Consider the following 24,909-nt stretch of genomic DNA (forward strand, 5'->3'; position numbering starts at 1 on the left):
GGCCCGGGCCGGCGGCCGCCTCCAGCACCCGCCGGAGGTCACTCCAGCCCCGACAGCCCCTCCCGGAGATCCCCCGCCACCGCCCGCCCCGCGGGAAACAGCTGCGCCGCCGCCTGCTGCACCGCCAGAGCCATCGTCGGATAGGCATGGATGGTCTGCGCCAACCGCCCCGGGAACGCCCCGGTCTGCATCGCCACCGCGAACTCGTGCACCAGCTCCCCCGCCCCCGGCCCGATCAGATGCGCCCCCAGCAGAGAACCCCCGCCGAGGTGCCCCACCACCGGCCGTCCACCGGTGATCACCTTCACCAACCCCCGCACCTCGCCCTGGATCACCGCCCGGTCCACCGCCGTCAGGGGCAGGACCGCCACGGTCACGTCGTCCCCGTGCAGCCGCCGCGCCTCCGGCTCGGTGAGCCCGAGATGGGCGATCTCCGGATCGGTGAAGGTCACCCACGGCATCACCCGGTAGTCGGCGCGCCGCCGCTCCCCCAGGGCGGTCCCGGCGGCGATCCGCCCCTGGTACGCGGCGGCGTGGGTGAACGGATACAGGCCGGTCACATCACCGGCAGCGAGGATCCCCGGGACCGAGGTCCGCATCCGGTCGTCGACCACGATCCCCCGACCCTCCACCCGCACCCCCGCAGCCAGGAGCCCGAGCCCCTCCACCGCAGGCCGCCGCCCGGTGGCCACCAGCAGGGCGTCGCCCTCCAGGCTGAGCTCCTCGGCGCCGAGCCGCAGCGTCAGCCGGTGGATGCCCTCCTCGAACGAGGCGGCCTCGACCCGCACCCCGAGCCGGATCCGCACCCCCTCGGCGGCGAGCGCGTCGCCGGCGAGGCGGGCGATGTCCGGGTCCTCGCGGGGGAGCAGGCGGTCGAGCACGTCGACGACGGTCACCTCGCTGCCCAGCCGGCGGAAGGCCTGGGCCATCTCCAGCCCGATCGATCCGGCGCCGATCACCAGCAGGTGCCGGGGCTGCTCGGTGAGCTCGAAGAGGGTCTCGTTGGTGAGGTACGGCACCGAGTCGAGGCCCGGCACCGGGGGAATCGCCGGCCGGCTCCCGGTGCAGAGCACGATCCGGCCGGCGGCGACCGGCTCGCCGTCGACGCGCAGGTCGGCCGGCGCCGCCAGGGTGGCCCGGCCGCTGCGGACCGTGATCCCCGCCGTCTCGAGGTGGGCGGCATCCTCGTACCCGGCGATCCGCGCGATCGTATCGCGCACCCGCGCCATCACCCGGGGGAAGTCGACGGTCACTCCCGTGGCCTCGATGCCGAAGCGCGGCGCCCGGCCGATGGCGTGGGCGTGCCGGGCCGCCTCGATCAGCGACTTCGAGGGCACGCAGCCGTTCCAGGTGCACTCGCCGCCCAGGCGGGCAGCCTCCACCAGCACCACCCGGCGGCCGCTCGCCGCCACCACCGCGGCGGCGCTGAGCCCGGCCGACCCGCCGCCGATCACGGCGACGTCGAAGCCGCTCATCCGTCGCTCCTCCACACGACCGTGGCCCGCCGTGGTGCCCGAGGGTGGAATGATGGGCTGCGATGTCCTCCAGCCGTGCCCGCGCCTCCGCCCGTCCCGGCTCCGGCCGCCGCCTCGGCCCCTTCCGCCTGGTCGGCGTGCTCGTCGGCCTCGTCCTGGTCGGCTTCGGCCTGGCGCTGATCGTGCCGCCGCTCTGGGCCCTGTGGCAGCGGAACAGGGTGGACGACAACGCCCTCAACCAGTGGAACGGGGGCGGCTCCCAGGCGCTGGTGGGCGGCGGCGCCGCCAACTACGCCGGCCAGTGCGGCACCGGCGACGCGGCGACGAACTACGCCCGGGTCTCCTTCCCCAGCCTCGCCCAGTACGGCTACGCCGGGGTTGCCGGCGACGGCACCTGGGACCTGCTCCTGCACCGCTCGATGGTCCACTACCAGGGCACCGCGGCTCCGGGCCAGAAGGGCAACGACATCATCGCCTTCCATCGCGAGCCCGAATACGAGCACATCGACCAGCTCAACGTCGGCGACATCGTCGACGTCCAGGACCGCAGCTGCAAGACCTGGGCGTACCGGATCACCGGCCGCTGGCAGCTGGCCCCGTCGAAGGTCACCCAGCTGACCTCCACCGACGGCCACGACCTGACGCTGATCACCTGCACCCCCTTCTGGGTGGACAGCCAGCGGCTGGTCTGGCGGGCCACGCTGGTCACCGGCACGGGCGCGCAGTAGGGCTCCCCCTGAGCTCCAACCGCTGGCTCAGCTCGCGCTCCGAGGGCGGCGACGAGTACGACCGCCGCCTCGCCGAGCGCCCCACCACCGGTCCCGGCGTCCACGGCGAGGCCGACCTGGTCGCCAGCCTGCAGCCGGCGACGGTGCTCGACGCCGGTTGCGGCACCGGCCGGGTCGGGATCGAGCTGGCCCGGCGGGGGATCGAGGTGCTGGGCGTCGACATCGACCCGGAGATGCTCGCCACCGCCCGGCGCAAGGCGCCCGACCTGACCTGGGTCGAGGCCGACCTCGCCCGGGTCGCCCTGCACCGGCCGCCGGGCGAGCTCCGCCGCTTCGAGGTGGTGGTGCTCGCCGGCAACGTGATGATCTTCCTCGCCCCCGGGAGCGAGGGCGCGGTGGTCGCCAACCTGGCGCGCCACCTCGTCCCCGGCGGCGCCCTGGTGGCCGGCTTCCAGCTCCAGCCCGGGCGTCTCGGCCTGGCCCGCTACGACCAGCTCTGCGCCGCCGCCGGGCTCCGCCTGGAGCAGCGCTGGGCGACCTGGGAACGGCATCCGTGGAGCCCGGGCGGTGACTACGCCGTGTCGCTCCACCGCACCGCGTCGCTAGATCGCGCGGAGGTCGCGCACCCGCTGGCGGGGACCGAAGCGGGGGGCCCGCAGGCCGGCGGCGAGGAGCAGCCGCAGCACCCGGCCGCGGTGGCCGGGGTAGGGCGCGAGCAGCTCGAGCATCTCGGCGTCGCTCCCCCGCGGCCTGCCGGTGAGCGCGAAGGTCACGGTGTGGGGGAGGTTCCAGTCGCCGAGCGGCACCGCGTCGGCGTCGCCGAGGGCGGCGAGCGCCACCGAGTTCGCCGTCCAGACCCCCACCCCCGGAACCGCCTGGAGCCGCGCCAGGGCGTCGGCGGCGGCCATGCTCCCCGCCTCCTCCAGCCGTGACGCCGCCCGGGCGGCGCGGCGGATGGTGTCGCCGCGCTGGCGCTCGATGCCGAGCCGGTGGTAGTCCCAGCTGGGGGTGCCGGCGAGCACCGCGGGGGAGGGGGGGAGGAGCAGGCCTCCGGGGCCGGGGGCGGGCTCGCCGAGGGCCCGCACCAGCGCCGCGAAGCCGGTCCACGCCTCCTTCCCGCTCACCCGCTGCTCCACCACGGTGGCGACGAGCGGCTCGAGCACCCCACCGGTGCGGGCGAGGCGCAGCCCCGGCAGCCGGCGGCGCAGCGCCGCCACCAGCCCGCCCGCGGGGCGGAAGTCCGAGTCGTCGTCGAGCTGGCCGGCGAGCGCGGCCGCGCCCTCGAGCGCCCACGTCGCCCCCGGGCCCCACGCCTCCGCGGTCAGGCCGCCGTCGCCGGCGCGCAGCCGCAGGGTGGCGGCGCCGAGCGGGGTGCGGGTGGCGCGCCACACCTCCCCGTCGCCGAGCCGCATCGACGGGTCACGCCCGCCCCGCCAGAGCGGGAACAGGGTGAGCCGGAGGTCGACCGGCAGCCGGGTGCGGAGCAGGGTGCGGAGCGGAGGGGCGGGGGAGGGGTCGACGGCGGTCATCGCCCGCCATCGTGGCAGCCGGCGCGGCCTCACGGTACGTGTCCTGAATTGGCGGCGCAGGAAAGTGCACGGACCCGCGTTGCACGAGGTGCAGCCATGTCACAGGATCCACACCGGATCTTTTGCGGGCTGGGCGGAGCATCGCATGGTGAGTGCGGCCATCCCGTCCCGTGGCCGCCCTCCCGCCGCGTGGGACGGTCGAGGCACCACGGTGACCAGCTGGAACTGTCCCAAATGCGGCCGGTGGCACGACCTCAGGGCGTGCGACGAGGGGGTGGCGCTGGAGCGCTTCGCCCAGCTTCTCGAGCTTGCGACCGAGACCGACGAGGCCAGCAGGGCCGCCGACGAGGATCTGCGCCGCTACCTCGGACGCACCCGGGGAGAGCGTCCCGCCGCCTGAGCGGAGGGAGCCTGAATCAGGAGCGGAGGTAGGTGAGCACCACCAGGATGCCCATCGCCAGCGAGACCAGGAGCAGCACCACCATGCCCGGCCAGAACAGGTCGCGGCCGGTGCGGCCCACGTAGCTCTCGCCGCCCGGGGCCTGCCAGTCGCAGAGCGGGCAGCGCCCCTCGGTGTAGCGGGGGGTGAACACCCACTGGTCGACCGGGCAGATCGCCTGAGGGTCGCTGTGGCGGCGCAGCCGTGCCATGGCCAAGCTCATGCTGCCGTCCTCGCCGCCCGCCACCACCACAGGCTCACCGCGGCGCCGATCACCAGCGCCTGCCACATGAAGTAGAGCAGCAGCAGCCAGAGCGGCTTCTGCCGGGTCACCCCGGTGGCCACCATGCTCGGGGCCAGGCCGCTGCGCGCCCCGGTGGCGCCGCGCGGGGTCGAGCCCGAGCTCGAGCCCGAGAGGGACGACGCGCCCCCGCCCGTGCTCCCGCTCAGGCTGCCCGTGCCCGCTCCGAGGGAGGAGCCCCCGGTGGACGAGCCGGACTGGCCGGTGCTCGCCAGCGCCGTCCCCGTCCCCGGCGACAGCGGCAGCAGCGGCAGCAGCTCGGGCAGCGGCGCCGCCGGCACCGCGAGCGAGTCGGCGAAGACCTCGCCGACGGTGTGCTCGACGAACTGGGTGGGCACGCCGGGCGCGGTCGCCGGCTGCTGGACGTCGACGTGGATGCCGGTGGCGTCCACGGTCACCTGGTTGCCCGAGGAGGTCACCGCCGGAGCCACCGCGCGGAGGGTCAGCCCGCCCTTGGCGAGTGCGGTGTTGAGCTGCTCGGTCGCCTGCTGGAGCTGGTCGAGGGGCACCACCGCGCCGCCCCCCGGGCTGACCCCGCCCGAGCCCACGCTCACCGGCATGCCGCCCACGGTCACCTGGCCGAGGTCGACGGTCGAGGTCTGGTGGGGGGTGCCGGCGTTGGTGACCGAGACGCTGACGTGGATGTTGCGGATGAGCACGCTGCCGCCCCCGAAGGAGGCGCTCCCGACCCGCGCGTCCCCGCTGTCGACGAGGCCGGTGGCCGGGTCGATCACGACCGAGGCGCTGCTGGTGCCGGCGAGGACGCCGTCGGGCTCGGCCGCGTCGGGATGGACGGCCGGATACGCCAGCGCCGCCGCCGGGGTGAGGAAGCGCGCCCGCCAGGCCTGCAGGGCGGCGTCGAGCGCGGCGAGCTGGGCGCCGCGCCCGGCGCTCTGCCCGCCCGGCGCGGGAGGACCTGCGGGGACGCCACCGCCGGCCATCGTCGCGGTGGCCGTCGCGGCCCCGGGGACGGCGGTGACATGGGCGTATGGACCGCCCGGCGAGCCGAACGTGTCGGCGGTGTTGTCGGCCTTGGGGTAGCGCGCCTCGGCGTACTGCGGCTGCTGCTTGCTCGCCGTGCCCGCGACGGTCTGCGCCCCCGGCCCGGTGTCGAGCGGGGTCGCGGTGCCCTCGGCGAAGGGGGAGTTGTCGACGTGGGCGTGGGAGAGCGGCACCCAGCTGTCGATGGCGCCGCTCTTGAAGTTGGGGAAGATGCCGCTGCCGACGGCCACGTGGTCGGCGCCGGCGTTGACGGTGCCGTTGGCCACGCCGAGGCCGACCGCCGCCCGCACCGGGCTGGCCCCGCTGCCCAGCCCGGCGGCGGCGCCCAGGGCGACGGTGCCGGCCAGCGCCGCGATCACCACGCCTCGCATCGTCCTCATCCCCATGGTCCTCATCCCCGAGATCCTCCCACCCCTGCGGGCGCGCCCGCATCACCGAGATAGGAGCCGCGCACGAAGGACTCGTCGGCGGCCAGGGCCGCGGCGCTCCCCACGTAGCTGAGCTCGCCCTTCTCGAGCACGTAGGCGCGCGAGGCGAGGGCGAGGGCGCGGCTCACGAACTGCTCGACCAGGAGCAGCGATGTGCCCCGGGCGGGCAGCGTCGCCACCAGCGCGAAGAGGGCGTCGACCACCGTCGGGGCCAGGCCCTGGGACATCTCGTCGACCATCAGCAGCCGCGGCCTGTGGATCAGCCCGCGGGCGAGGGCGAGCATCTGCTGCTCGCCGCCGCTGAGGTGCCGGGCCGCCTGGCCGCGCCGTCGGGCCAGCGAGGGAAAGGTCGTGTACATCTCGTCGAGCGTGCCCGCGACCTCGCGCCGCGGCACCCCGGCCATGCTGGCGGCGAGGCGCAGCGTCTCCTCGACCTCGAGGGAGGGGAAGACCCCGCGCCCCTCGGGGATGTGGACGATGCCGAGGCGGGCGAGCCGCTGCGCGGGCAGGCCGCTCACGGTCTCGCCGCCCAGGCTGACGCTCCCCGCCATCAGCGGGATCATCCCCGAGACTGCGCGCAGGGTGGTGGTCTTGCCCGCCCCGTTGGCGCCGAGCAGGGCGACGATCTCGCCCTCGCCGACCTCGAGGTCGACCTGGAAGAGCACCGGGATGCCGCCGTACCCGGCGCGCAGGCCGCGGACGCTGAGGAGCGGCGTCATGCCGCGCTCTCGCCGAGGTAGGCGCGGACCACGGTGGGGTCCTCGCGGATGCGCTCCGGGGGCCCCTCGGCGATCAGCCGCCCGTAGTCGAGCACGGCGATGTCGTCGCACACGCGCATCACCAGCGACATGTCGTGGTCGACCAGCAGCATGGTGGTGCCGAAGCGCTCGCGGATGCGGTTCAGCACCCCGGCGAGCTCGGCGGTCTCGCGCGAGTCGAGGCCGGCGGCGGGCTCGTCGAGGAGCAGCAGGGTGGGGCGCAGCGCCAGGGCACGGCCCAGCTCGACCCGGCGCTGGATGCCGATCGCCAGGTCGCCCCCGGGGATGCCGGCGACCTCGGCGATCCCGAGGAAGTGGAGCAGGGCGCGGGCGCGCTCGTCGGCGCGGTGCTCCTCGAAGCGCGCCCGGGGCAGGCGCAGGGCGTCAGCGATCAGGCCCCGCCGGGCGGCGGCGTCGACCGGCACCATCAGGTTCTCCAGCACGGTGAGCTCGCGGAAGAGCTCGAGGGTCTGGAAGGTGCGGGCGATGCCGAGGCGGGCGCGGCGGTGCGGCGCCAGGCCGTGGAGGTCGCGCCCGGCGTAGCGGATGTGCCCGCCGTCGACCCGGAGCACGCCGCAGACGCAGTTGAACAGCGAGGTCTTGCCCGCGCCGTTGGGCCCGATCAGCCCCTTGATCTGGCCCCGCTCCACCCGGAAGGAGACGTCGGAGAGGGCCTGCACGCCGCCGTAGCGCTTGGAGACGCCGTCGATCTGCAGGAGAACGGTCATTCTCAGGCCACCCTGGCGACGGGGTCGCGCCGGCGGCGTCCGGAGAGCAGCCGGCCGAGCCGCGCGATGTCGTGCCGGGTGCGCACCACCGCCCCCTCGGGCACCAGCACCAGCTGGAGGATGAGGGTGCCGCCGATGAGCAGGGGGAACCAGGTGGAGGAGACCGAGATGCCGCTCAGCACCTCGGGGCCGAAGACGGTGGCGATGCCGGCGGCGGGGGCCGCGGCGATGGCGCTCACCCCCATCACGGTGGCGAGCGCGGTGAGCTGCACGGAGTGGAGGAAGTCGTAGGAGCCGGGGCTCACCGAGCCGATCCGCACCGCGAGCAGGGCGCCGGCGAGCCCGGCGATCCCCGCGGAGAGCCCGAAGGCGGCGAGCTTCCAGGCGGTGACGTCCAGGCCCACGGTGGCGGCGGCGAGCTCGGAGTCGCGCACCGCGCGCAGCACCCGGCCCGCCTTCCCGCGGCGGAGGTTCCACACCAGCACCACCGCGACGCAGAGGATGGCCAGGGCGAACAGGTAGTACGCGTACGAGCCGGTGAGGGGGGCGCCGAGCAGCGACGGCCGGGTGGGGTGCCAGGGGACGGCGCCGCCGCTGAATCCGTCCCAGGTGCCGGTGACCAGCAGGAACCGGTCGGTGAAGAGCGCCACCGCCACGGTGAGCACCGCGAGCAGCAGGCCCGAGAGGCGCAGCGCGGGGATGCCGACCAGCACCCCGGCGAGCACCGCCACCGCGACCGCGACCGGCAGCGCCAGCCAGAACGACCAGCCGTGACCGTCCATCAGCGACCCCACCGTGAAGGCGCCCATGGCGGCGAAGGAGTACTGGCAGAAGGAGATCTGCCCGACGAAGCCGGTGAGCACCACCACCGAGAGCACCAGGAGGGCGATGATCACGGCGTCGGAGTCGAGCCCGCGCTGGAAGTCGGACTCGAGGGCGGGGAGCAGCGCCACCGCGGCCACCAGCGCGGCGAGGCCGAGCCGCCGGTTGCGCGACACCGCCCCGGTCATCCGCGTCCCCGTGATGCGGCCAGCCCCGGCCGGAACACCACCGCGAGGGTGATCAGCGCCAGGACGAAGGTGCTCAGCTCGCTGAGCCCGGCCTGGGTGAAGAAGGCCTTGGGGTAGTACTGCACCAGTCCCAGCAGGATCGCCCCGACGACGGTGAGGGGGAGGTTGGTGAGGCGCCCGATCAGCGCGGCGGTGAAGGCGTCGATCACCAGCACGGTGAGCGAGTAGGTGTCGAAGTTGAGCAGCGGGGTGATCAGCACCCCGGCGACCGCGGCCATCGCCGAGCCGATCATCCAGGAGGCCGCCGAGACCCGGTCGACGTCGATGCCCCAGAGCCGGGCCGCCTGGGGGTCGTCGGCGACGGCGCGCATCTGCGCCCCCAGCGAGGTCCAGCGCAGCAGCGCCGAGGTGCCCAGGGAGAGCCCGATCGCGACCAGGAAGATGGTGAGCTGGTCGAATCCCACCACCACGTTGGTGAGCGGCACGGTGAACCCGTTGCTGCCCACCAGCTGCACCGGGCGGTGGTAGCCGGTGGAGCCCCAGATGATGCCCGCCGCGGTCTGCAGCACCAGCAGCCAGGCGATCGTCACCGCCACCTTGGTCAGCGGTGGCCGTCCGGTGAGCGGCCGGATGGTGAGGAACTCGATGACGAATCCCAGCAGGGCGCCGGTGGCGACGGCCGCGAGCAGGCCGATCAGCGAGGGGATCCCGGCGACCACGGAGACCTGGTAGGCGACGAAGGTGGAGAACATCGCCACCGCCCCGTGGGCGAAGTTCAGCACCCCGGAGACCCGGTAGATCAGCACCAGCCCGGTCGCGGCGAGCGCGTAGACGCCGCCCAGGGTGAGCCCGATGACCGTGTAGCTGGGCAGCAGCGAGAAGCCGGACAACGACGCGATCACAGACGGGGACACGCGGTCAGAAGCAGTTCCAGCCGGAGTACGTGTGCCACGTGCCCTGCTGGTTGCGGATCCACTGGACGCAGTGGTTCGGATCGTGCGGCCCCGGGGTGAAGGTGAGCGGCACCGTCAGCCCGTTGTCCCACCTCGTGATGTGGTCGAGCGAGTCGACCAGCGACCGGCTGGTGGGCGGAGTCGTCCCGAGGCGGCGCACCGCCTCGACGAAGAGCTTGGCGGCCACCCAGGTCCCCTCGGAGAAGACGTCGAGGGCGTCGACCTGGGCGGGGTAGTAGCGCTGCACCGCCCCGTAGTACTCGCTCATCGCCGGCAAACTCATGTGCTCGTCTGGCTCGATGAACGGGGTCACCGACTCCGCGTTGTACGCCGCGGGTCCGTACTGCTTCTCCGCCGACTTCTTGTCCATGCCGAAGCCGAGGAAGGTGGGGTGGAAGTTCTGCCGGTCGAGCGCCTGGAAGAAGCGCGCGTACGAGAAGGGGTCGAGGCCGGCGATGATCGAGTCGGCGCCCTCGAGGCGGATCTTCACCGCCAGGTCGGTGTAGTCGGGCTTGGTGGCGTCGGCGAGGTCGACGCTCTTCTCGTGGATGCCGTGCCGGTGGAGGCTGTCGGTGATCCGCTGAGCCACCGGACCGGTGAAGGGGCTGTTGATGACCACCACCGCCGGTGCGTGGATGCCGAGGTCGACGGCGTGCGCGGCCAGCCCCTCGACCGTGGGGCCGAGCAGGTTGGGGCTGACCGGGAAGGACAGCGGCGACTCGAACTCGGCCGGGACGCCGAGGCCGCCGACCACGGGGACGCCCTGCGATGCGAGGTAGGCGGTCTCGGCCTGCTCGCTGCTCGCCGACAGCCAGCCGACCATGGCGAGCACCCCGGAGCCGACCAGCCGCTCCGAGCACTGGTGGCCGCGGGTGGGATCGAAGGCGGAGTCGCAGTCGACGAGCCGGAACCGGTAGCCGTTGACCCCGCCGGTGGCGTTGACCTGGTTGAAGTAGGCGCGCACGGTATCGCGCTGCACGGTGGCGTCGAGCGGGCCGGTCTCGTCGAAGATGCCGCCCACGGTGATGACCCCGCCGGAGACGCCCGCGGCCGCGCCCGCAGCCGGGACGGGGGTGCCGGGGCGGGCATGGGTGCCGCCGGTGGCCGCCCCGGTGCCGGTGCCGGGGCCGGCGACCGGCCCCTGCACGCCCGGTGCGGTGGCGCCGGTGGAGCCGGTGGAGCCGGTGGAGCCGCCGGGCGTGCCCGTCACCGGATCCTGCGGTGCCGCGGTGCCGGAGGTGTCGCCGGTGCCGGGTGGGATCATCCGCAGCGCGGTGCGGTCGTAGACGGGGTGCGCGAAGCGCCAGGCGACCACGCCGCCGAGGCCGAGGGTGGTGACGATCGCCACCGTCAGGAAGACGACGACGACCCGCTCGCGCAGCTCCACGGGAACCTCCGTTCACCAGTGACGCAGCGCGCCACGCCGTCAGGATAGCGAGACGGTCGCGCCGCCCGTCCCGGGGCATCGGCGGGACGCTCTGGGGCAAGATGGGGCGGCGGTCCGACAACAGGGAGAACGGCATGGAGCGGTTCGAGAGCCCGGAGGCGATGCGCGCGGCGCAGGGCAGCCACCTCGGTCACAGCGCCTGGCGCGAGATCACCCAGGACCAGGTGAACCGGTTCGCCGACGCCACCGGTGACCACCAATGGATCCACGTCGACCTCGAGCGCGCCGCGGCGGGCCCCTTCGGCGGCACCATCGCCCACGGCTTCCTCACCCTGTCGATGCTCCCCGAGATGATCTTCGAGCTGCTCCAGGTCGACGGCGTCGGGATGGTCATCAACTACGGGCTCAACCGGGTGCGCTTCGTGACCCCGGTGCGGGTCGGCTCCAGGATCCGCGCCGGCGCCGAGCTCACCACCGTCGAGGAGGTGAAGGGCGGCCTCCAGGCCACCGTCACCGTGACCTTCGAGATCGAGGGTGTCGACAGGCCCGCCTGCGTCGCCGAGTCGCTGATGCGCTTCCACGTGTAGCCGCCCCGCCCGCCAGCCCCTCGAGGCTGACCTGATCTCCACATCATGCATTTGTAGGTATCAATGTCGGGAATCCGCCGGTCACGATCAGGCGGCCGTGGCATCGGATACCATCCGGGCCGCATCTGCGAGGCCACCGGCCGCGCTTTGGGGGCGAGGCGCATTCGATGCTGACCGTACGCGAGTTGAGGGTGACCTACGGGGGGGTGGTGCAGGCCCTCCGTGGCGTTTCTCTGTCGGTCGCCGAGGGCGAGGTGGTCGCGGTGCTCGGCAGCAACGGCGCGGGCAAGTCCACGCTGCTGCGGGCGATCTCGTCGACGCTGCGGATGTGCGGCGGGCACATCGCCGAGGGCAGCCTGGAGTTCGAGGGCCGGCGGCTCAACGGGCTGCCCCCGGCCGAGGTGGTCGACGGCGGGATCGTCCAGGTGCCCGAGGGCCGGCGGATCTTCACCCGGCTCACCGTCGACGAGAACCTCCGCGCCGGGGGATACAGCGTCCGTGACCGCAAGCAGCTCGGCAACGCGCGCCGCCGCGTCGTCGAGCTCTTCCCGATCCTCCAGGAGCGCGCCGAGCAGCGCGCCGGGCTGCTCTCCGGAGGCGAGCAGCAGATGCTCGCGATCGGCCGAGCGCTGATGTCCTCGCCGCGGCTGCTGCTGCTCGACGAGCCGTCGCTCGGGCTGGCGCCGCTGGTGGTGGGGCGGATCGGCGAGATCATCGCCCAGATCAACCGCCAGGGAACCACGGTGCTGCTCGTCGAGCAGAACACGACGATGGCGCTGGAGGTGGCCGCGCGGGCGGTGGTGCTCGACCTCGGGCAGGTCTCGCTCACCGGCACCGCCGCCGAGCTGTCGGCGAGCACCGAGGTGCGCGACCTGTACCTCGGCCACGGCGGTGAGCGGGCCGTGGCCGAGGCGGCGTCCGGCACCACCGCGCGTCGCCGGCTGGGGACCTGGGTGCCGTGAGCAGCCCCGGGTCCGGCTCCACCCTCGCCGTCAGCGGCATCACCGTCCGCTTCGCCGGTCTGACCGCGCTCGACGACGTCTCGTTCTCGGTCGAGCCGGGCACGGTGCACGCCCTCATCGGGCCCAACGGCGCCGGGAAGTCGACGATGTTCAACGTTCTCTCCGGCGTCTACCGGCCCGCGTCGGGATCGGTGAGCTTCGGCGGCGTCGATCTGGTCGGGCTGGCCCCTCACGCCATCGCCGGCCTGGGGGTGGCGCGCACCTTCCAGAACATCGCCCTCTTCCCCGCCGCAACGGTGGAGGAGAACCTGATGCTGGGCCGCCACCACCTCACCCGCGCCGGCTTCCTCGGCGCCGGGCTGCGGCTGCCCTTCGCGACCCGCGAGGATCGCCGCCACCGCGCCCGGGTCACCGAGATCGCCGAGTTCCTCGGCATCGGCGGGCTGCTCCGGCTTCCCGCCGGCGAGCTCTCCTACGGCGACCAGAAGCGGGTGGAGATGGCCCGGGCGCTCTGCGTCGAGCCCGCCATCCTGCTGCTCGACGAGCCGGTCGCCGGCATGGACGCCGCCGAGACCGCACAGATGGCCACCGCCATCCGCGACATCCGCGAGGGGCTGGGGATCTCCATCCTGCTGGTCGAGCACGACATGGGCCTGGTCATGACCATCGCCGACCAGGTGACCGTGCTCGACTTCGGCCGGCGCATCGCCGACGGCCCGCCGGTGCAGGTGCGCTCCGACCCGGAGGTGATCCGCGCCTACCTCGGCACCGGCCACGACGGCGCCGCCGCGGCCGCCCCGCCCGCGGCGGCCGCCCCCGCACCGCCGCCGGCCGCCCCCGCGCCGCCGCCGGGGGCCCTCGCGCCGCCGGGCAGGGACGGGCGCCCCGGCTTCAACCCCAACTCCTACCGGGAGCCGTCGCTGCCGGCGTCCCCTCCCGCCGCCGCCCCACCAGCCGCCAGCCCCCCACCACCCGCGCCGCCGTCACCCCAGGGTGCGCCCCCGGCCTGGGCATGGAACGAGAGCGAGGAGCCGCCGTCGTGAAGGACTTCGTCCAGTTCGTGTTCAACGGCCTGTCGCTGGGCTCGATCTATGCGCTGCTCGCCCTCGGGTTCGTGATCATCTTCAAGGCCACCGAGGTGGTGAACTTCGCCCACGGCAGCATCCTCGCCCTGGGCGCGTACTCGATCTCGCGCTTCAGCTACACCAACCACCTCAACTTCTACCTGGCGGTGCTGCTCGGCGTCGCCATCGCCGGGGTGCTCGCGTTCGTCATCGAGCGCGGCCTGGTGCGCACCATGGCGGGGCGGTCGGTGATCGCGGTGAGCATCATGACCATCGGCGTCGACCTGATCGTCCGCACCGAGACCACCCGCCGCATCGGCGTCGACGTGCTGACCCTGGGCGATCCCTGGCGCGACGGCATCGTCCACTTCGCCGGGCTGACCGTGCCGACGGCGCGGGTCTGGGCGATCGGCACCGCGCTGGTGATCCTCGCCGCCTTCTTCGCCTGGTTCAAGTTCTCCTCGTTCGGGGTCGCCATGCGCGCCTCCGCCGAGGACCCCGAGACCGCATCGCTGATGGGAATCCGGCTGGGCCGGATCTCGTCGGTGGCCTGGGTTCTCGCCGGCGCCCTCGCCGCGGTCGCGGGAGTCTTCCTCACCGCCTTCCCCAGCGCCGGGCTGGACGCCAGCACCGGGGACGTGGCGCTGCGCGCCTTCCCCGCCGCGATCCTCGGCGGCCTCGACTCCACCGGTGGCGCGGTGGTCGGCGGGCTGATGATCGGGGTCGCCGAGGTGCTCACCGCCGGCTACCAGTCGAACCTCACCTTCCTGGGGCGCGGCTTCGACCAGGTGATGCCCTACGTCGTGATGGTGGCGGTGCTCCTGGTGCGGCCCACCGGGCTCTTCGGCACTCGGGAGGCCACCCGTGTCTGAGGTCGCCGTCAGCAGCCTCGAGAGCGCCGCCGACGCCGCCGTCGCCAGGAGCCGCTCCGGCCTGCGGACGGTGGTGGCGCGGATCGTGGTGGTGGCGCTCATCGCCCTCGTTCCCCTGGTGCTGGGCACGATCGACACCGAGGGCCAGGACTTCTGGCTGCAGTCCGGGGTGTTCGCCTTCGCGGCGATGATCGCGGCGCTCGGGCTCACCCTGCTGGTGGGCGGCGCCGGGCAGCTGTCGCTGGCGCACTCGTTCTTCGTCGCCGTCGGAGCCTACGCGTACACCTACCTCGCCTCGGCGACCAAGGGCACCGGCACCACGATCGCGTCGTCGATCCAGGGCGGCTTCGGGCTGCCCACCCCGATCGCGATGATCGGCGCGGTGCTCATCGCCGGGCTCGCCGGCCTCCTCTTCAGCCCGATCTCGTCGCGGCTCCGCGGCATCTACCTGGGCGTCGCCTCACTGGGGCTGGTCTTCGTGGGCCTCCACATCGCCTTCAACGCGCAGAAGCTGAGCGGCGGCTTCAACGGCCGCGACGTGCCCGACTTCAACCTCTTCGGGTTCGCCTTCGACAGCTCGCCGCTGAGCGTCCTCGGGGTGCCCTTCACCCGCAACAGCAAGCTCTGGTACCTCGGCCTCGCCGGCACGGTGGTCGCCTACGTGTACTTCGTCAACGTGCTCAAGGGGCGGCCGGGACGGGCGCTGCGCTGCCTGCGCGACAGTGAGGTGGCCGCCTCGGTGCTGGGGGTCAACGTGGTGCGCTACAAGGCGTACGCCTTCACCCTCTCCTCGATGTACGCGGGCCTGGGCGGCGGCATCCTCGCGCTCGCGTACCACCACGTCGTGCCCGACACCTTCGGGCTGGGGCTGACGGTCTCGTTCCTGGCGATGATCGTCATCGGCGGGCTGGGGTCTCCGGGGGGCGCTCTGGTCGGCGCGCTGTTCGTCACCGCACTGCCGCTGGTCCTCGCGAAGTACAGTGACTCACTGCCCTTTCTCGCACCCACCGGCTCCGGCGGCGTGACTGCCGCGGTGGCCGCCCAGTTCGTCTACGGCGCCGCCGTCATCCTGCTGCTGGTGTTCGAGCCCGGCGGTGTGGCGGCACTCGGCCGGCGTCTGCCACGGCTTGCATCCAGACTTCGGCGATCCCCCCATCCATCCACCCAGAAGGAGGCAGCATGAAGCCACGTGTACGCACCTGGAGATACGTTGCACTCGCCACCACCGGTGTGCTGGCGATTGCCGCCTGCGGCAGCAGTGGGAGCAGCGGCGGCGGCGCATCCACCCCCGGCATCCCCACCGGACCGGGGGTGACGTCGAGCAAGATCACCCTCGGCGTGCTGACCGATCTCACCGGCGCGTTCGCCGCACTCGGGAAGTCGGTCACGCAGGGCGCCACCCTCTTCTGGCAGGACCAGAACAAGAAGGGCGGCGTGTGCGGCCGCACCGTCGAGCTGCTCACCAAGGACCACGGGTACAACGTCCAGAACGCGGTCGCCCTCTACACCTCGATGCAGCCCCAGGTGCTGGCGTTCCAGGAGCTGCTGGGCTCGCCGATGACCGCGGCGCTGCTCAACAGCATCGCCAGCGACACCGTCCTCACCCAGCCGGTGTCGTGGTCGTCGAAGCTGCTCACCAACCCCTACATCGTCCTCAGCGGCGCCAGCTACGACCTCGAGATGATCGACGGCCTCGACTGGCTGATGAAGAACAAGGGCCTCAAGGCGGGTGACAAGGTCGGTCACATCTACCTCGAGGGCGAGTACGGCGAGGACGGCCTGCTCGGCACCACCACGTACGCGAAGGCCAACAACCTGACCGTCGTCTCCCAGAAGATCCAGCCCACCGACAAGGACATGACCGCCCAGGTCCAGGCGATCAAGGCGGCCGGGGCGAAGTTCATCATGCTGACGAGCACCCCGACCCAGGCGGCGTCCGCGGTCTCCATCGCGGAGGCCCAGGGATTCGACGCCACCTTCCTCGGCAACAACCCGACCTTCGTCCCCACCCTGCTGTCCGGGCCGGCGAAGACCGGGCTGCAGAAGCGCTTCTTCCTGGCGGCCTCGTCCTCGCCGTTCGCCGGCGACGCGCCGGGTGCGAAGACGGTCCGTGACGAGTACCTCGCCGCCTACCCGCAGGACACCCCCAACGCGGGCGTCGATTTCGGGTACGGGCAGGCCGAGATCATGTATGCGGTCCTCAACGCGGCCTGCAACGCCGGGTCGCTGGAGCGGTCGGCGCTGCTGAAGGCGTTCCAGAAGCAGAGCAGCATCGACACCCAGGGCCTGATCGCCCCGCTGGACTACTCGAAGCCCGGTCAGCCGCCGGCCCGCCAGGCCTACGTGCTCCAGCCGGACTCCGCCGCCCAGGGCGGTCTCAAGGTCGTGCAGCCCCTCACCGCCGCTCCGCTGGCGGAGACCTACAAGTGCCCCTGCCTCTGATCGGGCGGGATCACTGACCGGAGGGGGGCGGCGCCGGGCGCCGCCCCCTCACCCGGCGCCAGGGCCTCCGCAGAGGCGGAGATTCCCCGGGCAGGGGGCCACCCCGGAGAGGGGTGGGTTTGGGACGCGCGGCACGTGTGCCGGTCGCCGCTCCAGTTTGCAGCGGAGCGGGGTGCCTGGCGCCAGCAGATTGCAGCCGGCCGGCGCCGCACGCTTGGCCGTCACAGGGGGTGGCGGCCGCGCGTCCCACCAGATAAGACAGCCGTGCCCTGCCGGTTGTTTCAGCTCCGAGTTCTTTCCCTGGAGAGGACCTCCCCGGGCTGCTCAGAGGAGGCCGCGGGACCTCGCGTTGGCCAGGGCCTGGATGCGGCTGGTCGACTGGAGCTTGGAGAGGAGCGACTGGCAATAGCTCCGCACCGTGTTCGGGGCCAGGCCGAGGGCGGTGGCCATCTCCTTGCCCGACATGCCCTCGGCGAGCAGCCGGAGGACCTCGTGCTCGCGCTGGGTCAGGGTGGCGTCGAAGATGTGGGGGTCGGTCGGCGACCCGGCGGCGGTGGCCTGGACCCGGTCGTCGATCACCACCCGGCCGGACCGGATGCGGCGGAGGTCGCTGACCAGGTCGAGCTCGTGGGCGTCCTTGAGGAGCACCCCGGAGACGCCCGCGGAGAGGCAGGAGCGGAGCAGGGCGCCCTCGACGAACGCGGTGAAGATCACCACCTGCGCCGACGGCACCGTGGCCCGGATCCGGCGGCAGAGATCGGCGGAACGGACGTCCGGGAGCCGGAGGTCGAGGAGGATCAGGTCGGGTGCGGTGGCGATCGCGGTCTCGACCGCGTCGCGGGCGGTGGAGGCCTGGCCCACCACCTCGAAGTCGGGCGCGTGGGCGAGCAGGCGCCGGATCCCGGAGATGACGATGGGGTGGTCGTCGACCAGCAGGACCCTAGTACGGGTCGCCATCACCCCGTCCGGTGGGGATGCAGACCCGCAGCGTGGCGCCGCCGTCGTCATTGTTGAAGAGCGACACGTCACCGCCCAGGGCCTGGGCGCGACCGAGGATGGCGGGGAGGCCCCAGCCGCGGCCGTGGTCGGGCGCGACCTCGAGCTCGAAGCGGCGGGGCAGGCCGCGCCCGTCGTCCTGGACCACCAGGGTGACGTGCTCGGCGTCGTACTTCACGGTGATCGCCACCGAGGCGGCGCCGGCGTGGCGCTCGATGTTGTAGAGCCCCTCCCGGACGCTGGAGAGCAGCACCCCCTGCACCGTCGGGCTGAGGGTGCGCGGCGAGCCCAGCACCACCAGCGAGACGGGGATGCCGCTGCGCTGGCTGAAGGGCTCGACCTGCATCTGGAGCACCGACGAGAACGCGCACTCCGCGGAGGCGGGGGCGAGGTCGCGGAGCGCCTCACGCAGCTGCGAGGAGGCGCTCGACGCCTGGCTCTGGATGTCGTCGAGGTCGGCGATGAGGTCGGGGACGTCCTCGGCCACGCGCTCCCGCGCCTTCCGGGCGGAGATGCCGATTCCGAAGAGCAGCGGGCCCAGCGAGTCGTGGAGCTCGCGGCCGATGCGCTGGCGCTCGGCGCTGACCCGCAGCCGGGTCTGCTGCTCGGCGTGGCGGGCGGCGGTGATCAGCGGCCCGACGGTGCGGGCGAATTCGAGCATGTTGGTCTGGGCGCGGTCGCCGATCGTGCCCACCCGGCGGATGCCGGCGTACAGGACGCCGATCACGTCCTCGCCGTCGTCGATGGGCACGCAGGCCAGGCCGCGCAGCCCCTCGGCCGCCACCACCGGGTTGAAGTGGTGGGAGATGGTGTCGTCGTTCTGGTAGTCGGCGACGGTGATCGGCCGGCGCTCCAGCAGGACGCGCCCGCCCAGCCCCTTCCCGGCGGGCACCTTGAGGGTGCGGATGGGTTTGCTGTTGGCCTGGCAGGTGCCGCGCATCGCCAGCAGGCTGGCGTTCTCGGTCACCGCGAGGGAGGTGAAGTCGGTGCCCGCGAGGTTGTGAGCCTCCTGGGCCGCGCGCGCCGCCAGCACCGAACTGTCGAGCAGCCCGCACAGCCGCCGGGTGGCTAGGTGGAGGGCTCGCAGATCCTCCAGGGCCGAGACCGCCGCCTCTTCCGGGCTTCGCCTCATCCTTGCCTCTCATCCGTCTCGCCGGGTCACCGGAGTGACACGTCTCGTTCGGAATAGACAAGTGACGCCGATGGATCTTTCACCGGGGGGCGGACGGGGAGTGAACGGCGGTTTTCCACAGGCCGATGCGGCCAGTCCGGCTCAACGCTCCAGACGCGGCAGCAGTGGGCTGAGAGTGCGCTCCCTGACGCAGCCTGCCCAGACCCCGGCGCCGTAGGCGGCGGCGTCGGCGAGACGCAGCGCACCATAGCTCACGGGGTCGAGGGGCGGCCGCTGCCGCCACCACTCCGCCAGCGGGGGCAGCAGCGCCACGGCGGCGAGGGGGCGGCGGGTCCGCGGCATCAGCAGCGCCGCGGCCAGCGCCGCCGGCCACCAGGCGCGCACCAGCTGCTCGGCGAGGACCCGGGCGGTGGTGCGGTGGCCGGCCATGGTCAGCCGTGACGCCTCCCCCCAGGGGTGGTCGAGGGGTCGCAGCCGGCGCCCCAGCCGGGCCGTCCCCAGCGCTGCCAGCGCCGCCGCGGGCAGCGGCCGCCCGAGCACCAGCAGCCCCCAGCCCAGCGCGGCGGCGGGGGAGAGGCGCACCGCGGCGAGGCGCCCGGGATGGCGGCGGGCGAGGGCCGCGGCCGAGGTGCCGTAGGCGGCCCGCTGCCGCAGCCAGCCGGCGGCGCGGGCGCGGGGCTGGTGGAGGGCGCGCACCGCGGGGTCGTAGCGCGCCACCCAGCCCGCCGCCGCCAGCCGCCAGACGAAGTCGACGTCCTCGCCGACCCGCATCGCCTCGTCGAACCCGCCCAGCGCCCGCGCCGCCTCGCGCCGCACCAGCAGCACCGCGGCGGGCACGTACGGCACCGCCGTGCCCTCCGCCACCGCCGCCTCGAGGGGCCCCATGTCGAGGGGCGAGCGCACCCGCTCGTAGCCTGCCAGCCGGCCCTCGCCGGGGGCCGGGTCGGGGGCGGCGACGCGGGGCGCCACCAGGCCGACGGCGGGGTCGTCGAGGTGGGGGAGGAGGCCGTCGAGCCAGCCGGGCGCGAGCTCGCAGTCGGAGTCGACGAAGGCGACCAGCGGCGCGGTGGTGGCGCGCAGGCCGCGGTTGCGGGCGGCGGCCGGGCCCAGCGACCGGGGGTTGCGGAGCAGCAGCGCGCCGGCGGCGGCGGCGGCGCGGGCGGCGGCCGCGGCGTCCACCGAGCCGTCGTCCACCACCACCAGCTCGGCCACCGGACCGACCCCGGCGAGCGCCCGGGCCAGCCCCACCGGGCGGTCGCGGACGGGGATGACCACGGCCACGCCGGCGCCGCCGCCGGGTCGCCGGGGGGGCCGCGGATGGGCCATCCCCGCGTCGACGAGGTGGCGGGCCAGCCGGGCCGTCCCCCCGCCCGCGGCCACGGCGGCGCCGGCGGCGAGGCGGTCGACGGCGCGGGCGCCGGACTCGGAGAGCCGCAGCAGCCGCGGCGGGCTGCCGCCGATCAGCACCCGACCGCCCTCGAGGCGGCGCAGCCGCGGGTCGAGGGCGACACCGAAGCCCGCGGGGAGCCCCGCGGCGCCGCTCACCGGTCCCACCGCGCCACCGACCGGACCAGGTCGTCGAGCAGGGCGGCGAGCAGCCGCTCACCCTCGGCGGCGCCGGCGCCGGACGGGTCGCCGAGCACGCCGTTGGCCGAGACCCCGGCGACCCCGACCGCCCGCAGCCGGGGCATCAGCTCGGCGAGCGGCCGCGGGTCGCCGGGCAGCGCACGCGACCGGCGCACCAGCGCAGGCCGGAGCGCGAGCATCAGCGACGTCTCGGTGCGCCCGGCGTGGGCGTCGCCGCCGGGCACCGAGGCCATCCACCCCAGCACCCGCCGGCCCTCGGCGCGGAGCCGCAGCACCGCCCCGTCGACCGCCTCGCGGTTGCCGCCGTGCCCGCACACCAGGACGGTGCCGCGGCAGAGGTCGGAGGCGGAGCGCACCAGCTCGACGAGCACCGCCTCCAGCGCCGCCGTCCCCAGCGACAGGGTGCCGGGGAACCCGGCGTGCTCGCCGCTGGCACCGTAGGGGAGGGCGGGGGCGACGAGCACGTCGTCGCGGCGCCGCGCCAGACCGGCGGCGAGCGCGGTGGCGATGCGGGTGTCGGTGTCGAGGGGCAGGTGCGGCCCGTGCTGCTCGGTCGAGCCCAGCGGCACCGCGAGCAGCGGCGCGCCCGACGCCCGCGTCCCCGCCTGCTGCCAGGTGAGCGGGGCGAGCTCGGCGCCGTGTGACGGTCCCATCCCGGGCATCATGCCAAGTCCGACGTTCATGACCGTTTACCGCGGATCGCAGTGGTGAGTAGCATGGACGGCCGCGGCGACTGTGTGGGGCGCTGCGCAACTCCGCGCTCACAGGTCACATTGTGACCTTTCAACCACGCAAGGCCCGGTGTGGGGTTTTTCGGAGGAGGCTGATGAGACACAGCATCGCGATGACGGTCAACGGCGTCCGGCGCGAGGACGCGGTGGAGCCGCGCCTCCTCCTGGTGCACTACCTGCGCGAGGTCGCCGGCCTGACCGGGACGCACGTCGGCTGCGACACCAGCCAGTGCGGCGCGTGCACCGTGCTCGTGGACGGAAGGGCGGTGAAGTCCTGCAGCGTCTTCGCGGTCCAGGCCGAGGGCCGCTCGATCACCACCATCGAGGGGCTGGCCAGCGGGACCGAGCTCCACCCGCTGCAGCAGGCGTTCTGGGACGAGCACGGTCTGCAGTGCGGCTACTGCACCCCGGGCTTCATCATGGCCGCCGCCCACCTGCTCGAGGGGAATCCCTCGCCCAGCGACGACGAGATCAGGAAGGGGCTCGAGGGCAACCTCTGCCGCTGCACCGGCTACGAGAACATCCTCAAGGCGGTGCGCTCGGCGAGCCGGCGGATGGCGGCGACCGAGACCGCGCCGGTGTCGGCCCAGCCCGCCACCGTGGGGAGCTAGGCGATGGCAGTCACCCAGATGATCGGCGCGCACATCCAGCGGCGCGAGGACCCGCGGCTGATCACCGGCCACGGCAACTACATCGACGACATGAAGCTGCCCGGCATGCTCCACATGTCGGTGGTGCGCAGCCCCTACCCGCACGCGCGGATCGTCTCCATCGACACCGCCGAGGCGCTGGCCTCGCCGGGGGTCCGGGCGGTGTACATCGCGAAGGACTTCCAGGCGGTGCTGACCGGGGGCATCCCCGCGGCCCCGGCCTTCGTGCCCGACAAGAAGCAGGTGCCCAACCAGTACCCGATCGCCGACGGCGAGGCGGTGTACCAGGGTGAGCCCGTCGCCGTGGTGCTCGCCGACGACCGCTACCTCGCCGACGACGCCGCCCAGCTGGTGAGCATCGACTACGACCCGCTCCCTGCGGTCATCGACCTCGACAAGGCGATCGAGCCGGGCAGCCCGACGGCGCACACCGGGGCGCCCGACAACATCGCCTGGGAGGCGATCTTCCCGGGCGGCGACATCGAGGCGGCGATGGCCGAGGCGGAGGTGACGCTGTCGCTGCGCATCACCCAGCAGCGGCTCTTCCCCCTGGCGATGGAGGGCCGCGGCTGCGTCGCCGAGTGGGTGCCCTTCAGCAACCGGCTGACGCTGTGGACGTCGACCCAGGTACCCCACTTCCTGCGCCTCTTCATCAGCGGCACGCTCGGCCTCACCGAGGCCCAGATGCGGGTGGTGTCGAACGACGTCGGCGGCGGCTTCGGCGCCAAGCTGCGGCCCTACCCCGAGGAGTACCTGGCCTGCGCCGCCTCCAAGCTGGTGGGCCTGCCGGTGAAGTGGATCGAGACCCGCAGCGAGGGGCTGCAGGCGACCACCCACGGCCGCGGCCAGATCTACGACCTCGAGGTCGGCGCCAGGCGCGACGGCACCCTGCTCGGCCTGCGGATCACCCAGCTGCTCGACGCCGGTGCGTACGTCGGCGTCTTCGGCTCCTTCCAGACCTGCGCCATCCTCCTCGGCGGCGGCTGCTACACCTTCAAGGCGGTGCACGGGCGCAGCCTCGGCATCCTCACCAACCGGGTGTCCACCGACCCCTATCGCGGCGCCGGCCGTCCCGAGGCCACCCACCTGGTGGAGCGGATCGTCGACCTCGTCGCCGGTGAGCTGGGCCTCGACCCGGTCGAGGTGCGGCGGAAGAATTTCATCCAGCCCGAGGACTTCCCCCATCCCAACAACTTCGGGCTCGTCTACGACTCCGGGAACTACCAGGGCACCCTCGACCGCGCCCTCGAGATGGTCGGCTACGACGAGCTGCGCAAGCGCCAGGCAGAGCTGCGCGAGCAGGGCCGCTACCTCGGCATCGGGCTCTCCACCTGGGTGGAGATCTGCGGCCTCGGCCCCAGCTCGGCGACCGCGCCGGCGGCGGGCGTGGCCCTGGTCGAGTCGTCCACGGTGCGGGTGCACCCCACCGGCTCGGTGACGGTGAGCACCGGCACCCACAGCCACGGGCAGGGTCACGAGACCACCTTCTCCCAGATCGTCAGCGACAGCCTCGGAGTGCCCTACGAGTCGATCGACATCAAGCACGGCGACACCGGGGAGAGCCCGTTCGGCTACGGCACCTACGGCTCGCGCAGCCTCGCGGTGGGCGGCATCTCCATCCTCAAGTCGTGCCAGAAGGTGGTCGAGAAGGCGAGGCGGCTGGCCGCCCACATCTTCGAGGCGGCCGAGGAGGACGTGGTCTTCGACCAGGGCCGCTTCTACGTCAAGGGCAGCCCCGACAACGCCAAGGTGCTCGGCGAGCTCGCCTTCGCCTCCTACGGCGCCGGGCTTCCCGAGGGAATGGAGCAGGGGCTGGAGGCGGTCACCTACTTCGATCCACCGAACTTCGTCTGGCCGTTCGGCTGCCACATCTGCGTGGTCGAGGTCGACCCGGAGACCGGCGGCGTCGACCTCCAGCGCTACATCGCGGTCGACGACTGCGGCAACGTCATCAACCCGATGATCGTCGACGGGCAGCTCCACGGGGGCATCGCCCAGGGCATCGCCCAGGCGCTCTTCGAGGAGGTCGTCTACGACGAGGAGAGCGGGCAGCTTCTCACCGGCACCCTGCTCGACTACCTGGTGCCGACGATGGCGGAGATGCCCCGCTACGAGCTCGACCGCACCGTCACCCCCAGCCCGACCAACGAGCTCGGGGTCAAGGGCATCGGCGAGGCGGGCACGATCGCGGCCAGCGCGGCGGTGATCAACGCCGTGGTCGACGCCCTCTCCCCGTTCGGCATCAAGCACGTGGAGATGCCGGCCCGGCCCGATCGGATCTGGTCGCTCATCCAGGAGGCGCGCGCGTGATCCCGGCAGCCTTCGAATACGCAACCGCCACCTCCGTGGACGAGGCGTCGGAGCACCTCCGCAACTACGGCGAGGACGCCAAGGTGCTGGCCGGCGGCCAGAGCCTGATCCCGCTGATGCGGCTGCGGCTGGCGCAGCCGGCGGCGCTCGTCGACATCGGCCGGATCACCGGCCTCGACGGCATCCGCCGCGAGAACGGCACCCTGGTGGTCGGCGCCCTGGTCCGCCACGTCGACATCCCGGCGAGCGAGGTGGTGCGCTCCGCGCTGCCGCTGCTCGCCGACATCGCCACCGACGTCGGCGACAACCAGGTGCGCAACCTGGGCACGGTCGGCGGCGTGATCGCCCACGGTGACGCCGCCGGCGACTACAACGCGCTGGCGCTGATGCTCGACGCGGAGATCGTCACCAACCGGCGCACCCACCGTGCCGCCGACTTCTACAAGGACGTGTTCACCACCGCGCTCGAGCCCGACGAGGTGGTCACCGAGGTGCGCTTCCCGGTCTCGACCGGCGCCCACGCCTACATCAAGTTCCGCCGCCGCCTCTTCGACTGGGCGATCGCCGGGGTTGCCGTGCAGCAGACCGAGTCGGGCTGGCGGATCGGGTACGTGAACCTGGCCAACACCCCGCGGCGGGGAACCGGGGTGGAGGAGGCCCTCACCCAGGGGGCGTCGCACGCCGACGCCGCGGCCGCGTGCGGCGCCGCCATCGATCCGATCGGCGACGGCCGTGCCACCGCCGAGTACAAGCGGGCGCTCGCCGCGGTCATCACCCGGCGCGCCCTGGACACCGCCACGGCCGGCGGCTGATCAAGACCCCATCGACCCCCGGGAGG

24 protein-coding genes and 1 pseudogene are annotated in these 24,909 nt (G+C 73.6%); 12 read left to right on the forward strand and 13 right to left on the reverse strand.

Translation table 11 applies throughout. From position 1 onward, the window contains the following. Positions 1-38 precede the first annotated feature (38 nt). Entirely contained in the window at positions 39-1,475 is a 1,437-nt protein-coding gene (locus VGL20_03630) for an FAD-dependent oxidoreductase (GenBank protein ID HEY2702761.1), read from the reverse strand. Between the two features lie 62 nt (positions 1,476-1,537). Between VGL20_03630 and VGL20_03635 the strand changes: the two genes are divergently transcribed. Beyond that, positions 1,538-2,203, forward strand: a complete 666-nt coding sequence (locus VGL20_03635) for a class E sortase (protein ID HEY2702762.1) — start codon at positions 1,538-1,540, stop codon at positions 2,201-2,203. An 8-nt stretch (positions 2,204-2,211) separates the two neighbouring features. Beyond that, a pseudogene (locus VGL20_03640) lies at positions 2,212-2,796 on the forward strand (methyltransferase domain-containing protein). A gap of 9 nt (positions 2,797-2,805) precedes the next feature. Here VGL20_03640 and VGL20_03645 read toward each other — a convergent pair. After that, entirely contained in the window at positions 2,806-3,732 is a 927-nt protein-coding gene (locus VGL20_03645; protein ID HEY2702763.1) for a DNA-3-methyladenine glycosylase 2 family protein, read from the reverse strand. A gap of 148 nt (positions 3,733-3,880) precedes the next feature. Here VGL20_03645 and VGL20_03650 point away from each other — a divergent pair, with 148 nt between their 5' ends. Beyond that, on the forward strand, positions 3,881-4,132 hold the full coding sequence (locus VGL20_03650; GenBank protein HEY2702764.1) for a hypothetical protein: 252 nt from the start codon (positions 3,881-3,883) through the stop codon (positions 4,130-4,132). A 16-nt stretch (positions 4,133-4,148) separates the two neighbouring features. Here the strand turns inward: VGL20_03650 and VGL20_03655 are convergent, their stop codons facing one another. The 7 genes from VGL20_03655 to VGL20_03685 are packed head-to-tail and all read right to left on the reverse strand — an operon-like array spanning position 4,149 to position 10,738. Next, a complete protein-coding gene (locus VGL20_03655) occupies positions 4,149-4,394 on the reverse strand; it encodes a hypothetical protein (protein HEY2702765.1) in 246 nt (81 codons plus the stop codon). Continuing rightward, a complete protein-coding gene (locus tag VGL20_03660; protein ID HEY2702766.1) occupies positions 4,391-5,854 on the reverse strand; it encodes a hypothetical protein in 1,464 nt (487 codons plus the stop codon). The genes VGL20_03655 and VGL20_03660 overlap by 4 nt, the downstream gene beginning before the upstream one ends. An 11-nt stretch (positions 5,855-5,865) precedes the next feature. Next, positions 5,866-6,621 carry an ABC transporter ATP-binding protein gene (locus VGL20_03665; GenBank protein HEY2702767.1) on the reverse strand — a complete coding sequence of 252 codons (756 nt, stop codon included), beginning with the start codon at positions 6,619-6,621 and terminating at the stop codon, positions 5,866-5,868. After that, positions 6,618-7,388, reverse strand: coding sequence for an ABC transporter ATP-binding protein (locus VGL20_03670; GenBank protein HEY2702768.1), 771 nt, complete (start codon positions 7,386-7,388; stop codon positions 6,618-6,620). Before VGL20_03670 ends, VGL20_03665 begins: the two co-directional genes overlap by 4 nt. Positions 7,389-7,390: 2 nt before the next feature. After that, entirely contained in the window at positions 7,391-8,398 is a 1,008-nt protein-coding gene (locus VGL20_03675; GenBank protein HEY2702769.1) for a branched-chain amino acid ABC transporter permease, read from the reverse strand. Beyond that, positions 8,395-9,300: a branched-chain amino acid ABC transporter permease gene (locus VGL20_03680; protein HEY2702770.1), complete on the reverse strand. Its 906-nt coding sequence runs from the start codon at positions 9,298-9,300 to the stop codon at positions 8,395-8,397. The genes VGL20_03675 and VGL20_03680 overlap by 4 nt, the downstream gene beginning before the upstream one ends. 16 nt (positions 9,301-9,316) lie before the next feature. Then, positions 9,317-10,738: an ABC transporter substrate-binding protein gene (locus VGL20_03685; protein HEY2702771.1), complete on the reverse strand. Its 1,422-nt coding sequence runs from the start codon at positions 10,736-10,738 to the stop codon at positions 9,317-9,319. A gap of 134 nt (positions 10,739-10,872) precedes the next feature. Between VGL20_03685 and VGL20_03690 the strand changes: the two genes are divergently transcribed. From VGL20_03690 to VGL20_03715, 6 genes are all read left to right on the forward strand, one after another. Further along, entirely contained in the window at positions 10,873-11,325 is a 453-nt protein-coding gene (locus tag VGL20_03690) for a MaoC family dehydratase (GenBank protein HEY2702772.1), read from the forward strand. A 167-nt stretch (positions 11,326-11,492) separates the two neighbouring features. Further along, positions 11,493-12,287, forward strand: a complete 795-nt coding sequence (locus tag VGL20_03695; GenBank protein HEY2702773.1) for an ABC transporter ATP-binding protein — start codon at positions 11,493-11,495, stop codon at positions 12,285-12,287. Further along, entirely contained in the window at positions 12,275-13,330 is a 1,056-nt protein-coding gene (locus VGL20_03700) for an ABC transporter ATP-binding protein (protein ID HEY2702774.1), read from the forward strand. Before VGL20_03695 ends, VGL20_03700 begins: the two co-directional genes overlap by 13 nt. Then, positions 13,327-14,223, forward strand: coding sequence for a branched-chain amino acid ABC transporter permease (locus VGL20_03705; GenBank protein HEY2702775.1), 897 nt, complete (start codon positions 13,327-13,329; stop codon positions 14,221-14,223). The genes VGL20_03700 and VGL20_03705 overlap by 4 nt, the downstream gene beginning before the upstream one ends. Then, positions 14,216-15,406: a branched-chain amino acid ABC transporter permease gene (locus VGL20_03710; GenBank protein ID HEY2702776.1), complete on the forward strand. Its 1,191-nt coding sequence runs from the start codon at positions 14,216-14,218 to the stop codon at positions 15,404-15,406. The genes VGL20_03705 and VGL20_03710 overlap by 8 nt, the downstream gene beginning before the upstream one ends. After that, a complete protein-coding gene (locus VGL20_03715; protein ID HEY2702777.1) occupies positions 15,403-16,665 on the forward strand; it encodes an ABC transporter substrate-binding protein in 1,263 nt (420 codons plus the stop codon). Before VGL20_03710 ends, VGL20_03715 begins: the two co-directional genes overlap by 4 nt. A gap of 324 nt (positions 16,666-16,989) precedes the next feature. Here VGL20_03715 and VGL20_03720 read toward each other — a convergent pair whose 3' ends face one another. The 4 genes from VGL20_03720 to mftE form a co-directional block, all read right to left on the reverse strand. Further along, positions 16,990-17,622: a response regulator transcription factor gene (locus VGL20_03720; protein ID HEY2702778.1), complete on the reverse strand. Its 633-nt coding sequence runs from the start codon at positions 17,620-17,622 to the stop codon at positions 16,990-16,992. Then, on the reverse strand, positions 17,606-18,793 hold the full coding sequence (locus VGL20_03725) for a histidine kinase (protein ID HEY2702779.1): 1,188 nt from the start codon (positions 18,791-18,793) through the stop codon (positions 17,606-17,608). Before VGL20_03725 ends, VGL20_03720 begins: the two co-directional genes overlap by 17 nt. Before the next feature lie 141 nt (positions 18,794-18,934). Further along, the gene (gene mftF, locus VGL20_03730) at positions 18,935-20,347 is read right to left on the reverse strand and encodes a mycofactocin biosynthesis glycosyltransferase MftF (protein HEY2702780.1); all 1,413 of its coding nucleotides are present in this window, start codon (positions 20,345-20,347) and stop codon (positions 18,935-18,937) included. Next, positions 20,335-21,033, reverse strand: coding sequence for a mycofactocin biosynthesis peptidyl-dipeptidase MftE (gene mftE / locus VGL20_03735; GenBank protein HEY2702781.1), 699 nt, complete (start codon positions 21,031-21,033; stop codon positions 20,335-20,337). Before mftE ends, mftF begins: the two co-directional genes overlap by 13 nt. A gap of 173 nt (positions 21,034-21,206) precedes the next feature. On the opposite strand from mftE, the gene VGL20_03740 reads away from it, so the two are divergent. From VGL20_03740 to VGL20_03750, 3 genes are read left to right on the forward strand one after another with little or no spacing between them, the layout of a single operon-like run. Further along, entirely contained in the window at positions 21,207-21,722 is a 516-nt protein-coding gene (locus VGL20_03740; protein ID HEY2702782.1) for a (2Fe-2S)-binding protein, read from the forward strand. A 3-nt stretch (positions 21,723-21,725) separates the two neighbouring features. Continuing rightward, positions 21,726-24,071, forward strand: coding sequence for a molybdopterin cofactor-binding domain-containing protein (locus VGL20_03745; protein HEY2702783.1), 2,346 nt, complete (start codon positions 21,726-21,728; stop codon positions 24,069-24,071). After that, the gene (locus VGL20_03750; protein HEY2702784.1) at positions 24,068-24,883 is read left to right on the forward strand and encodes an FAD binding domain-containing protein; all 816 of its coding nucleotides are present in this window, start codon (positions 24,068-24,070) and stop codon (positions 24,881-24,883) included. The genes VGL20_03745 and VGL20_03750 overlap by 4 nt, the downstream gene beginning before the upstream one ends. The last annotated feature ends 26 nt before the right edge of the window (positions 24,884-24,909 follow it).

This window comes from Candidatus Dormiibacterota bacterium (genome assembly GCA_036495095.1).
In the GTDB taxonomy this organism is placed as follows: Bacteria; Chloroflexota; Dormibacteria; order Aeolococcales; family Aeolococcaceae; genus CF-96.